The following is a 13746-nucleotide window of genomic DNA, read 5'->3' as shown; positions in this document are numbered from 1 at the left end:
AGTTATAACTTTAAGATAATAATTATGAAAAAAACGGTTTTACTTGGCGCAATGTTTTTGGGCTCTTTTATATTCGCACAGATCAAAGGTGGTGACAGAGATGCCCACGGATGTATCGGGTCTGCGGGATATACCTATTCCCAGATTAAAAAAGATTGTGTAAGGGTTTTTGAGCAGAAGATTAAATTAACAGAAGTTGCCCCTAAAGGAAGCTATACTTCAATGGCTGCTGTGATTTTCAGCAAAGATCTAAAAAAAGCCGAAGTTTTCGTTCCGGATACAGATGGAGAAAGCCTGATCCTCACAAGAGCTGGAAAAAGTAAAATCTGGAAAAAAGATGGCTATGTATTGGTTCCTTTCAAAAAGAATGGATATCAGCTTAAAAAAGATGATGTTGTGATTTATCAGTAAATCCAGATTTATAAAGTACAATTGAGGCTGTCAGTGAAGACAGTCTCTTTTTTTATTGCATAAGGAGTGTAATTTAAAAAATCAAATGAATGTTTTTTAAAGCTTTGTCTATCTTGCGTTTAATTTAATCCTTATCCCGAATTCAGGTTAAATAATATATTTTAAGGTTTTCAAATTGAGCGTTTTTTTTGTATCTTAGATTAACTGATACCTTGTTACTATTGTTATTTGTATAAAAACTTAACCATTAATATTCTAATATGAAAAAAACTATTTTATTGTGCACAATGTTCCTTGGCTTTTTAGCCTTTACTCAACAAAAATCTCCTGTTTTAGGAGGTGATAAAGATGTTCATGGCTGTAGAGGCTCCGCAGGGTATACGTATTCACAAATCAAAAATGATTGTGTGAGGGTTTTCGAACAGAAAATTAAATTAAAAGAAGTGAATTCAGATAAAAGTTACACTTCAATGACAGCTGTTATTTTTAGTAAGGATATGAAAAAAGCTGAAGTTTTTATTCCGTATGAAAATGCAAAAAGCATTATCCTTGAGAGAGGAGGGAAAAACAAAATGTGGAAAAGTGGAAGCCATATTAAAGAAGCTTATGTTTTAGTTCCTTTTAAGAAAAAAGGATATCAACTTAAAAAAGACAATGTTGTGATTTATCAGTAGATCCAATCTTAATACACAAGGCCGTTCGTAAGAGCGGCTTTTTTTATGCATGCATGTTAATTTTCAAATATTTCTAATTAAAGGATTCTTTGAAAAAATCAGTAAAAATAATTAATGAATATTGAAATTTTATTTTCGATTAAAAAATGTATATTGCTATGACCAAATCATAGCGGAATCCGAAAAGCTTGTAGAGTAGGAAAATCTAAAAAATAGTATATGAAAAATCTAAAAAAACTTACAAAGCAGGAATTGAAAACAGTTCAGGGAGGTATTCCTATGTGTTTGCCAGGTTATTTCTGGTGTTCATTCGTGAGAAAATGTATCCCGGTAGGGACGGAATGTGGACTCGCCCTGTAGCATTCGATCCTTGCTCAAACAAACAACAAAGTCGTTCGAAAGAACGGCTTTTTCTATTATAAGTGATTCAAATCTAGATATTCTGCTTGAAAAATGATCTTCAGAAATAGTCTTTGATTTGCTTAAAAATGCAGAATAAAATCATCAATTTTGACTAACATTTAAAACAACATTCACAATTTTCATCTCTCACTGAAAATCCGTATTTTTGTACATCTAAAAAGTAAAAGAAAGAATGAATTCCTACAAAAATCCATTGGAAGAGCGCTATTCCAGTGAAGAAATGTTGTTTAATTTCTCACATAATAACAAATTCCGTACCTGGAGAAAGCTTTGGATAGCTTTGGCTGAAATTGAAAAAGACTTAGGTCTAGATATTACAGACGGGCAAATTGCTGAGCTTAAAGCTAATGCTGAAAATATCGATTATGATAAAGCAGCTGAGTACGAAAAAAAATTCCGTCATGATGTAATGGCTCACGTTCACACTTATGGTGATGTGGCGCCTTCCGCAAAAGGAATTATTCATTTAGGTGCTACTTCGGCTTTTGTAGGAGATAACACAGACCTTATTCAGATCCGTGACGGGCTTTTGATTTTAAAGAAAAAGCTGGTTAACGTCATGAAAAACTTAGCAGATTTCTCAATTCAGTATAAAGATCTTCCTACCTTAGGATTTACCCATTTCCAACCTGCTCAGCTGACTACAGTAGGGAAAAGAGCTACACTTTGGCTACAAAGCCTGGTCCTTGATATTGAAGAACTGGATTTCTTTCTGGAAACACTTCGTTTCAGAGGTGTAAAAGGAACTACAGGTACTGCCGCAAGTTTCTTAGAGCTTTTCAATGGCGACTATTCTAAAGTGAAACACTTAGATAAGGAGCTTTCAAAAAGATTTGGGTTTGAAAAAGTATTCGGTGTTTCAGGTCAGACTTATGACAGAAAAATTGATGCTAAAGTAGTTGCCTTATTAGGAAATATTGCCCAGTCTGCTCATAAATTCACCAACGATTTACGTCTTCTTCAAAACCTAAAAGAAATTGAAGAGCCGTTTGAGAAAAACCAGATCGGGTCATCAGCAATGGCTTACAAACGTAATCCAATGAGAAGTGAAAGAATCGGAGCTTTGGCAAAATATGTAATGTCTCTGACGACAAGCTCTGCGATGGTAGCTTCTACACAGTGGTTTGAAAGAACTTTGGATGATTCTGCGAACAAAAGACTGACGATTCCTCAGGCATTCCTTGCTGTTGATGCCATCCTGTTAATCTGGAACAACATCATGAACGGAATTGTTGTATATCCAAACAGAATCAACAAGCATATCATGGAAGAGCTTCCTTTCATGGCAACGGAATATATTATCATGGAAGAAGTGAAAGCCGGTGGTGACCGTCAGGAAATTCACGAAGTGATCAGAGTTCATTCTATGGAAGCTTCTAAAAAAGTGAAAGAAGAAGGAAAAGAAAATGATCTTATCGAGAGAATCTTAAATGATGATTCTTTAAAACTAGATAAAACAAAATTAAAAGAAGTTTTAGATCCTAAAAACTTTATAGGTTTCGCACCGATCCAGACAGAGGAGTTCATTAGTAATGAAGTCCAGCCGATTCTGGATAAAAATAAAGACCTGATAGGATTGGAGGCTGATCTTAAAGTATAAAACATATGCAGTCCTTTTGGGCTGCATTTTTTTATTTGGTTCGTATGAAGGTTTACTTGTTTTTTATTTTGTTTTTTTTTCCTGTGATTATACTTTCTCAGGATTTAAAACCAAATAAAAAAATCAAATCCAATACCTATTTCAATCATATGGCTTCAGGGATGACTGCTCCTGTTAGTCTTGGTGACTTTTCTAGAACTGCATTGTTTACAAACTCTAAAAATGACAGTGTTTTTGCCGCAGAATATGAAAATAAAAGTAATGATGCAGTGTATAAATTTAAAATCATTCCAGCTTTTCTTGATGAGGAAAGACTTTTAAATCATTATTTTAAAGAGTTGAATGAAAGAAAGTACCGCCCTAAAGAAAGTGAAAAAGTAAATAAAACGGTAACTTTTAAAGAAGGTAAATTCAGACTTCACGGAATCAGTACTTATTTTAGCCATCTTAACAGATTAATTAATGTAAGGGTTTATGATGCCGGGTTTTGGACTTTTATTTCAGAAATAAGCCAAAAAGGGAATGATACTTTAGTTCTGGATAAAATTCATGACCAATTTTTAAAGAATTTACAGCCAGGAAAAATTGTAGAAAATAACCCTCTAACAAGATATTCGAATATCCTTTATTCACCTATTGCTGCTCGTGACACAGTATTATTAAGAATTACAATGAGTAGTGCCACAAATAAGATGAAGTGGATATACGAGAATATTGATAAATATGAAAGAGCGTCAGGAATTCCCGGAACTCTTTTAGATTTTCAAATTGCGGGAATTAACGGTTTTATAGATTATAAGACAGAAAAAAATTTCAAGCCAATTAAAGAAGGTAATTTCACAGTAGATAAATTGATTTCGTTCTTCACAAAACTTCGAAATGACGGTTTTACAGACGAATATTTAATGGAACAATATTACTATTTATTAAGTCCACCGGAAAATCATCAATTTGATTATGAAGGTTATCAGAAGTGGAAGCTAAACAATTCTATAGATTATAATGTTGCTGAAAAATATTATATTATTGTAAATTCGCGTAAGAAAACAGATTTCAGCAAAGACGAGTAAATTAAGCTTTGATATCACTTCCAATTCAATGAAAAAAATACTTTTAACCATCATACTGATACCATTCATTTCTTTTTCTCAGAATAAAGAGGATTTACATTATTTTAAATCCAAAGATTCTTTGGTTGGAGTAAAAGATAAAGCAGGGAAAATAATTGTTCCTGCACAATTCAAAGTCTTTTCATTTCTTAAAGATGGAGATCCTGTAGAAGGAGAAACCATTCTTTTTGATGGCAGTAAAGATGGGGAAAAACCAAAAAAAAATGCATGGGGATATGTGTATGACAGAAATGGGAAATTTCTGTATCAGCCTTTCCTTTACGATAATGGAACAGATTACTTCACGGAAGGACTGAGAAGATTGGTTAAGAATGGTAAAGTAGGATTTGCAGACCGTAACGGTAAGATCGTTATTGAAGCTAAGCATGATTTTGTATCACCCTTTAATTACGGATACGCCGCATTTTGTGACGGCTGCGATTGGGAAAAAACAAATGAGGAGCATAGATCTATTGTTGGTGGAAAATGGGGAGTGATGAATGTCAAAGGAGAAACCGTTCAGCCATTGGCAAAACCAACAGGACAGAATGTTGAAATAGATAGTAAGTACTACCCGAATCCGTTTCAATACAACGAAAAAGAGAAGTATATCCTTCAGTTTTTTGAAAAACAGAAGAAAAAGCTTTCAGATCTTTATTATGTAAACTTTTACAATAAACTGTCTGAAAATGAAAAGAACCTGTTTTTTGAAATTGTAGAAAGACCAAAAGAAAATTTTCCGTATTACCGGGTGAATACCTATAATTACAAGAAGAAGGATTTAGATATGCTTTATCGTTTCAAATTTCTGGTTTCAGAAGATGGTAAAACGTTTTATGCTATAGAGGATTATAATGATAAAAAAGTTCCTTTTGAAAACTGGCTGAAAGAAGAAATAAAAAATGCAGAGGATTTTCAGAAAGAACATAAGGATAACCCTAACAAATTCATAAATAAATAGCAGAATTTACTCAGCAGATGAAAAAACATATACTAGTATTGATATTGGCTTTGGGATTTGTGAAAAACTATGCACAAACAGATAAAGCAATTTACTCAGTTATAGATGCAGCTGCTCAGAAAGTTGCAGAAGAATCAAAAGCATACTCTGTTTCTGTCGGAATTATAAAAGATGGAAAAATCTATACCAGACACTTTGGGGAAATAGACAAAGGAAAAGGAAATAAAGCAGATGATAATACTTATTTTGCCATAGCTTCCATTACCAAACTTTTTACAGGCCAGTTATTGGCTCAGGCAGTTCTGGAAGGGAAAATAAGCCTTGATGATGATGTACGTAAATATCTGAGAGAACCTTATCCAAACTTAGAATACAATGGTGTTCCCATAAAAGTTAGGAATTTAATTTCTTATGAAACCGCCTTACCTAGAAATCTCCCTATTGATGATGAGCTGAGAAAGAACATGACAGATGAAACAGCTTTTCTATACGAGAAGCTTAATGATGGATATACAAAAGAAAACTTTAAAAAAGATCTGGCCACTGTCAAATTAAACATGGAGCCAGGTAAAGAATATAAATACAGCAATTTAAGTCTTGAATTAACTGGCCTTATGCTGGAAAATATTTACGGAAAGAGCTATGAAACCCTTTTGAAAGAAAATATCTTTTCAAAAACCGGGATGAACCATACCAAACTAGAACTTGATAAAAATGAAGTTCAGGCCAATGGATATCATGAAAATTATCGTCTGATGCCTGTTTCACGTAGCCTTCTGTGGGGATCTGGTGGCTCGAAAACTGAATCTACAATGGGTGATATGGTGAAGTTTTTAAAACAAGAACTCGATTCACAAAACAAAATCGTACAGGAATCTCAAAGAAATATTGAAAATAGCAAAGAAGATTGGTATGGATATTTTTGGGACAAATATTGGATTACTGAACAGGGTAAAAGAGGATTTAAGCATGGTGGATCCTATGGGATAAATAGCTTGTTTACGGTGTTTCCCGAGTTGAATGTTGGGGTCTGTATGATTGTAAACATCAATGGTCCTGAAATATTTTCCGCACTTTATAATGGTACTACAAGTTTAGTCACCGATCTTGTTTCAACTTCAGATAAAAAACAGGTGTATGGATATTCCGTAAAGAAAGATAAAATCGTTTTTTCTTACACACATCCGAAAAATCTAAATGGAAACCTTATCAATACTATCGCTGTAGCGGGAAGTTTCAATGATTGGAATGCTGAAAATAAAGAATATCAGATGATAAAAAAGGATAAAAACCTTTATGAATTGGAAGTTCCTGTCTCCAGATTTGAAAAAGGAAAACCCTATTCTTTTAAATTTGTATTGAATAAAGAAGAATGGATTGGAGCTTCTAAAAACACATCCAATAATGACGGTACCAAAGATAATAATCTGACCTTGGTATTATAAGAAAAAGATAGAAGAAAAAGAAAGTAAAAGAGTAAATTTGCACTCAATAATATAAGGTGGATCATAACACTCAAACAGAGGATCAGTACAGAAAGTAACAATCTGACAGGGATGCTCTGAACTCAGAAAAAGTAAAAGAAAAATAAATCTAATATTTAAAATCTGACATCTAATGTCTAATAACAAAAGAATTTTCGTAGAAAAGAGGGGAATTTTCGATGTAGAAAGTCCAAAAATTTTTGATGAAGTAAAAGCGGTTGTGCCGTCAATCAAAAGTGTGAAAGTATATAATGTGTACGATATTTTCAATTTGAATGACGGTGAATTCGAAAAGGTTGTCAACAGCACTTTCGTAGATCCGGTTACTGATATTTTACATGAAGAAAATCCTGCCGAAGGAATCCATTTTGCCATGGAATTTCTTCCCGGCCAGTATGACCAGCGTGCAGATTCTGCGCAGCAGTGTATTGCTTTGCTTACGGAGAATGAAAAATCTAAAGTAAGAAGCGGAAAACTGATCCGGTTTGAAGGAGTTTCTGAAGCAGACCTTGTCAAGATCAAAGATCTTCTGATCAATAAAGTGGAATCTCAGGAAAAAGATCTTTCCATCTTAAATATTCCTGCAGATGAAGTTCCGACAAAAGTTTTGATTCACGAAAATTTCATCAGTTTCGATGATGCTGAGCTTGAAAATTTTTACAATAACCACGGCTTTGCTTTAGGATTGGACGACCTGAAATTTATTCAGGAATACTTTAAAACAGAAAAAAGAAACCCTACCGAAACAGAACTGAAAGTTTTAGACACGTATTGGAGTGACCACTGCCGTCATACCACCTTTGAAACAGAATTGTCAGACATCCAGTTTGAGGGAGATTTCAAACATACACTGGAAACCATTTTCAATGATTATATCGAAAAAAGAAAATTCTTAAGCCGTGAGCTGAAGCCAATCTCTTTAATGGATCTGGCAACAGTATGCGGTAAATATTTCCATAAAACAGGTAACCTGGAGAATCTTGTTGTTTCAGACGAGATCAATGCATGCACCATCCAGATCGAAGCAGAATACGACGGTAAAAAAGAACCGTGGTATTTATTATTCAAAAATGAAACCCACAACCACCCTACGGAAATTGAACCCTTCGGAGGTGCTTCAACCTGTTTGGGAGGTGCAATCAGAGATCCTTTGTCCGGAAGATCATTCGTATTTCAGGCGATGAGATTGACTGGTGCTGCCGATGTTTTAGAACCTGTTGATAAAACCTTACCGGGAAAACTTCCTCAGAAAACCATTACAAAACAGGCTGCCAACGGATATTCCTCTTACGGAAACCAGATCGGTCTTGCCACAACAATGGTTTCGGAAATCTATGATGAAGGCTACAAAGCCAAAAGAATGGAAGTTGGTTTTGTTACCGGAGCAGTTCCTGTAGATTGGGTAAGACGTGAGAAGCCTGCAAATGGTGATTCCATCATTATTTTAGGTGGTGCAACAGGCCGTGACGGTGTTGGTGGAGCAAGCGGAAGCTCAAAAGAGCAGGACGAAACCTCCATTCATACGATGAGTTCTGAGGTTCAGAAAGGAAATGCCGTTGAAGAGCGTAAAATCCAGAGACTGTTCAGGAACCCTGCAGTAACAAAACTCATCAAAAAATCTAATGATTTCGGGGCAGGAGGAGTTTCTGTAGCCATCGGCGAAATTGCAGATTCCTTAGAAGTGAATCTTGATGTTTTACCTTTAAAATATGAAGGATTAAACGGAACTGAGCTTGCTATTTCCGAATCTCAGGAAAGAATGGCAGTTGTAGTTGATCCGAAAGATAAAGAACAGTTTATCAAATTCTGTGAAGATGAAAACATTGTAGCCGTTGAAGTAGCAAAAGTAACAGACTCAGGAAGAATGCAGATGTTCTGGAAAGGCGATAAAATTGTTGACCTTTCAAGAGAATTCTTAGATACCAACGGATGTTCAAAATCACAGGATGTAAAAATTACCCATCTTGAAGAAGTAAAAGAAGAAGAAGCATCTTTTACAAAAGAGAACTTCCTTAAAATATTAAGCGATAAAAATGTAGCGTCCCAGAAAGGATTGCTGGAAATGTTTGATTCATCGATCGGTGCAACTACTGTTGCGATGCCTTTAGGTGGAAAATACCAGCAGACGTTGATGGAAGGGAGTGCTCAGACACTGCCAATCTTAGGAGCAAAAGATATTGAAACTGTTTCCTTCGCAAGCTGGGGATTCGATACCGGAATTTCAAAACAAAATTCACTGCTGGGAGCCTCTTATGCCGTAGTAGAAAGTGTTGCTAAAATCGCTGCCATGGGTGGTGATTACAAAAATATCAGGTTAAGCTTCCAGGAATATTTCGAAAAACTGGGCCAAAACCCTGAGAAATGGGGCAAACCTTTAGCTTCTCTTTTAGGAGCTTATGATGCCCAGATCAATTTAGGTCTTGCGGCAATCGGAGGAAAAGATTCTATGAGCGGTACATATCAGGATCTGAATGTTCCGCCGACTTTAATTTCATTTGCCTGTGCCAACGGTGAAAAGAAAAATGTAATTTCACCGGAATTCAAACAGGCTGGAAACAAAATATATTTCTTTAACCATATTCCCCAGGAAAACGGACTTCCAAACTATGAAAGCTTAAAAGGAATTTTCGAATTTATTTTTGAAAATATCAAAGCCGGAAAAATTGTTTCCGTAAAAACTGTTAAAGAAGGAGGTGCTGCGGTAGCTTTAGCCAAAATGAGCTTTGGAAACAGGCTTGGAGCAGAGATCAGTATTGACGAAAGTACTCTATTGTCCAAAAATATTGGTAGCTTAATCATCGAATCAAAAGAAGAGCTGAGTAATGCTTCTCTTCAGCAGATCGGTGAAGTAAAAGACTCAGGTGTCTTAACGATAAATGGTATGGAATCTCCGATCCTGGATCTTCTGGCAGCGTATACCGGAACATTCGAAAGTCTTTTCCCAACCAAGGAAAAAGAAAAACTGACGGTTGAAATTGATGAAAACTCAAACTCAATCCATCCAAGAAATATTATTATTAAAAAACACGGAATTGCCAAGCCGAAAGTATTTGCTCCTGTATTTCCGGGAACAAACTGCGAGTACGATACCCTGAATGCATTCCAGAAAGAAGGCGCTGTGATCAGCAGTCTGCCTTTGAAAAATATCAGTCACCAATTGTTGGACGAAAGCATTGATGCATGGGTAGAAGAGATCAGGACTTCTCAGATCCTTGCCTTCTCAGGTGGTTTCTCAGCAGGTGATGAGCCGGATGGTTCTGCAAAGTTCATCGTAAACGTTCTGAAAAACGAGAAGATGAAAAACGCTGTTCACGAATTACTGGACAGAGACGGAATGATCATCGGTATCTGTAACGGTTTCCAGGCATTGGTTAAATCCGGTCTGTTACCTTACGGTAGAATCAAAGATCTGGACGAAAATTCTCCGACATTGGCTCACAATGCCATTAGAAGACATATTTCCCAGATGGTGAATGTAAAAGTGGTCAACGATGAAAGCCCTTGGTTAAAAGGAATGAAAGATCAGGTATTCACCATTCCAATCTCTCACGGAGAAGGACGTTTCATGGCTTCCGAAGAAGAAATCAAAAAGCTTTACGAAAACGGACAAATTGCTACCCAATATATTGATCTTGACGGAAACATTGCCCACGGAATGCCTTTCAACCCCAATAACTCATTATTCGGAATTGAAGGAGTTATCAGCCCATGCGGAAAGATTTACGGAAGAATGGGACATCCTGAGCGTTTTGCAGAAGGCCTCATGAAAAACATACCGACCGCGAATTACCACAATATATTCAAAAACGGAGTAGAATACTTCAAATAAAATAGAGATGACCGCCACTGAATGGCGGTCATTTTTTATATTTACAAAGACTTAAACTTCTAAAAAGACAATATTGAATTCCTATAAAATAATCACTATAAATGGTAGTCATTTTTCAGACCTGCCCGGATTCTACGATGAGATCTCTTCAGTGTTGATGAAAGATACAGACTGGAAAATAGGAACTTTGGATGGCTTTGACGATATCCTGTACGGAGGCTTTGGAGTATTTGAAAGTGGAGGAAAAATTGAAATCAGATGGAAAGAGTCCCAAAAATCAAAAGAAGATCTAGGACTTGAATCAACCCGGAATTTTTACCAGAACAAGATCAGACAGGGGAAACCATTTAACATACAATTAATGCAGCAAAAACTGGAGAATTTGCTGTCAGGAAAAGGCCAGACCCTGTTTGAAATTTTAATTGAAATTATAGAATCGCACAAAAATATTACACTAATTTTGGAGTAATATTAAATAAATAATAAATGATGTTCTTTAATAATGAAAGGCTTCTGTTTATACTGGACAGTATTATTACTTTTACTCCCCAAAGTACTAATTTCTAACCTCTAACATCTAATATCTTTAATATGAAGAAAATGGTTTATGGGCTGTTCTTCGGAGACAGCATTACGTATGGAGAATATGACGGAGTATTCGGAGGTTGGGTTGATATCCTTAAAAGATATGCCCTGCAGCGGTTTCATGAAGGAAGCAACGAGTTAATCCTTTTTAATCTTGGAATAGGAGGCGAAACCACAGAAGGCCTGTTAAAACGAATGCCTTATGAACTTGCAGCAAGAAACTCAGTCGAAGGAAATATTGTTTTTATTGGGTATGGAGCCAATGATCTGGCAATGAAGGATGGAGTACCTATGGTAAATCCTGTCCAGTTCAGAAATAATATGAATGAGGCCATTCAGCATGCAAAACAGTATACTAATGATATTTATCTGGTAAGCATTCTTCCTGTTTCCCGGAAAATAGATGGAGTGCAGACTGCAACTGGAAAATTAAGGACAAGTGAGGATATTCTGGTTTATAATCAGATTCTTAAAGATATTGCGGTTGAAAATACTTTGCATTATATTGATTTTTATACTGCATTTTTAAAAGATAAGGAAATTTTACTTTCCGGAGACGGCGTTCATCCCAATGAAAAAGGCTACGGCGTAATGGCTGAAACAGCCATACCAATTATAGAAAAATATTTATAAGATTAATTTGTCTTAACGCGGTGAAATATTAATTTTATTTGTAGTTTTAGGATTACAAATAAAAAAGTATGAAAAATTTGAAAAAACTTAAAAGACAGGAACTGAAAAATGTAAATGGAAAAGGAGTAAACCCACCTTTGATTACTGTCCCTCCAGATGAAAACGGAAATTGTAATTATCCTTATGGCTGGTATTGTCCAAAATTTAACGGCTGTATGACCTCCGAATCATGGGACTTTTACTGTTCTTAAAAACTACCAAGCATTCCTCTTCGGGATGCTTTTTTATTGAAATACATATTTCCAGTAAACAATAATTCCTACTATAATAGCCCCAAAGGTCATCAAAAGAACTGCTCCGGCTGAAATATCTTTAATAAAACCGATTCTTTTATCAAAATCAGGCTGAACCATATCACATATCTTTTCTATAGCTGTATTGAAAATTTCAGCACTTAAAACACCTATTGAAATCATAAGAATTAGAATTGTATCAACAGATGAAAGTCTGAAATAGAAGATCAGAATCAGATTTATCAAGAAAGCAGCAAGTTCAATCCGGAAATTTCTTTCTGTTTTTATCATCAGGAAAATACCCCGGAAAGCATTTAAAAAACTTCTGTGAACAGGCGGTTTTTGCATAGCTTATTTTTAACAAAGATAGGATTTGTAATTTGATACAAGTGAAATATTCAGGCCCCATTTTCATACTTATATTCACTCATCAACGAGAAAATAGAGATCAGATTTTGATCAGAATTAATGATGAGAAGTAAATACGGACATTAAAATCATGTCTTAAAAACAGCTTAATGATATTTGTTCAAAACTCCTTAAGATTATTTTTTTCATTATAGTTTCTATTTATTATATTTGTAGAAACTTATTTTTAAATCTATGAAATTTATTATTTCAAGTGGTGAACTGCAGAAAGCATTGCAAACTGTAAGTGGCGTAATATCAAGCTCTCAATCGAGACCGATTTTAGAAAACTATCTTTTTGAACTAGACGGAAATAACGTTACCATTACAGCATCTGATGGCGAGACTACTCTTGTTACCTCTCTGGACGTAAAGTCTGATGATTCGGGTAAATTTGCCGTTCCTGCTAAAATTTTTCAAGATTTTATCAAGACGTATGGAGAACAGCCTTTAACGTTCGTTGTAAAGGATAATGCAGAAGGAACCGGAAGCCAGCTTGAGATTTTAGATGAAAAAGACAATTTCGCTGTAGCACTGGATAACGCCGATGATTATCCGGAACTTCCCGAATTTGATGCGGCTCAAACTGTGGCCATGCCGGCAGGTGTTTTATCTGAAGCATTGACAAACACTCTTTTTGCAACAAGCAATGACTCTCTTCGTCCCGTAATGACTGGGGTGTTATTCCAGTTTGGAGAAAATGAAACCAACTTTGTTTCTACAGATTCCCACAGACTGGTAGTGTATAAAAGAACAGACCTGATGAATGCCGAACCAATGGAATTCATCATGCCTAAGAAACCTTTGAACATATTCAAAAATATTCTGGCCAGCTCCAATGAAGACGTTACGATCGACTTCAATGAGAATATGGCTAAATTTACTTTTGGAAAACATATCTGGATCTGTAGACTGATAGATGGTAAATACCCTAATTATACAGCGGTAATTCCGAAAGAAAATCCAAATGTACTGACGATCAACAGAAATCTTCTTCTGGGAGCGATCAAAAGAGCATCAATCATGTCCAATAAATCTACCAACCAGGTAAGATTTAAGCTGTCTGCCAACATTCTTCACCTTCATGCAGAAGATACAGAATATGCAAACAAAGCGGATATGCAGATTCCTTGCGATTATAACGGGGAAGACATCAATATTGGTTTCAGTTCCAAATTTTTAACGGAAATGCTTACCATTTTGGGTTCTGACGATATCACTATGAAAATGTCTCAACCTAACAGACCAGGAATCATTGAGCCTCTTGATGGTCTTGAAGAAAGTGAAAATATCCTGATGTTATCAATGCCGGTAATCGGATTGTAATATTTTAAAT

13 protein-coding genes are annotated in these 13746 nt (G+C 35.5%); 12 read left to right on the top strand and 1 reads right to left on the bottom strand.

What is annotated here, in order from left to right; genetic code table 11:
- Nucleotides 1-24 precede the first annotated feature (24 nt).
- The 11 genes from DRF60_RS03245 (at nt 25) to DRF60_RS03195 (ending at nt 11960) form a co-directional block, all read left to right on the top strand.
- Nucleotides 25-411, top strand: a complete 387-nt coding sequence (locus DRF60_RS03245) for a hypothetical protein (protein WP_116010691.1) — start codon at nt 25-27, stop codon at nt 409-411.
- Nucleotides 412-671: 260 nt separating this feature from the next.
- Nucleotides 672-1085, top strand: a complete 414-nt coding sequence (locus DRF60_RS03240; RefSeq protein ID WP_116010690.1) for a hypothetical protein — start codon at nt 672-674, stop codon at nt 1083-1085.
- Nucleotides 1086-1304: 219 nt separating this feature from the next.
- Nucleotides 1305-1445, top strand: coding sequence for a bacteriocin-like protein (locus DRF60_RS03235; protein WP_116010689.1), 141 nt, complete (start codon nt 1305-1307; stop codon nt 1443-1445).
- A gap of 235 nt (nt 1446-1680) precedes the next feature.
- Nucleotides 1681-3108, top strand: coding sequence for an adenylosuccinate lyase (gene purB, locus DRF60_RS03230; RefSeq protein ID WP_116010688.1), 1428 nt, complete (start codon nt 1681-1683; stop codon nt 3106-3108).
- Nucleotides 3109-3191: 83 nt separating this feature from the next.
- Complete coding sequence (locus DRF60_RS03225; protein ID WP_123902623.1) at nt 3192-4178, top strand: hypothetical protein; 987 nt, start codon at nt 3192-3194, stop codon at nt 4176-4178.
- A 28-nt stretch (nt 4179-4206) separates the two neighbouring features.
- Nucleotides 4207-5178 carry a WG repeat-containing protein gene (locus DRF60_RS03220; protein WP_116010686.1) on the top strand — a complete coding sequence of 324 codons (972 nt, stop codon included), beginning with the start codon at nt 4207-4209 and terminating at the stop codon, nt 5176-5178.
- A gap of 17 nt (nt 5179-5195) precedes the next feature.
- Complete coding sequence (locus DRF60_RS03215) at nt 5196-6623, top strand: serine hydrolase (protein ID WP_116010685.1); 1428 nt, start codon at nt 5196-5198, stop codon at nt 6621-6623.
- 172 nt (nt 6624-6795) lie between these two features.
- A complete protein-coding gene (locus DRF60_RS03210; protein ID WP_116010684.1) occupies nt 6796-10491 on the top strand; it encodes a phosphoribosylformylglycinamidine synthase in 3696 nt (1231 codons plus the stop codon).
- Nucleotides 10492-10564: 73 nt separating this feature from the next.
- The gene (locus DRF60_RS03205) at nt 10565-10960 is read left to right on the top strand and encodes a ribonuclease inhibitor (protein WP_238639994.1); all 396 of its coding nucleotides are present in this window, start codon (nt 10565-10567) and stop codon (nt 10958-10960) included.
- Nucleotides 10961-11082: 122 nt separating this feature from the next.
- A complete protein-coding gene (locus DRF60_RS03200; protein ID WP_116010682.1) occupies nt 11083-11709 on the top strand; it encodes an SGNH/GDSL hydrolase family protein in 627 nt (208 codons plus the stop codon).
- A 68-nt stretch (nt 11710-11777) separates the two neighbouring features.
- A complete protein-coding gene (locus tag DRF60_RS03195) occupies nt 11778-11960 on the top strand; it encodes a bacteriocin-like protein (protein WP_116010681.1) in 183 nt (60 codons plus the stop codon).
- Between the two features lie 33 nt (nt 11961-11993).
- Here DRF60_RS03195 and DRF60_RS03190 read toward each other — a convergent pair whose 3' ends face one another.
- The gene (locus tag DRF60_RS03190) at nt 11994-12350 is read right to left on the bottom strand and encodes a diacylglycerol kinase family protein (protein ID WP_116010680.1); all 357 of its coding nucleotides are present in this window, start codon (nt 12348-12350) and stop codon (nt 11994-11996) included.
- 255 nt (nt 12351-12605) lie between these two features.
- Here DRF60_RS03190 and dnaN point away from each other — a divergent pair, with 255 nt between their 5' ends.
- The gene (gene dnaN, locus DRF60_RS03185) at nt 12606-13736 is read left to right on the top strand and encodes a DNA polymerase III subunit beta (RefSeq protein WP_116010679.1); all 1131 of its coding nucleotides are present in this window, start codon (nt 12606-12608) and stop codon (nt 13734-13736) included.
- Nucleotides 13737-13746: the final 10 nt, after the last annotated feature.

This window comes from Chryseobacterium elymi (genome assembly GCF_003385495.1).
Lineage (GTDB): Bacteria > Bacteroidota > Bacteroidia > Flavobacteriales > Weeksellaceae > Chryseobacterium > Chryseobacterium elymi.
The sequence above is the reverse complement of the archived record's forward strand: the minus strand, read 5'-3'. Positions and strand labels throughout refer to the sequence as shown.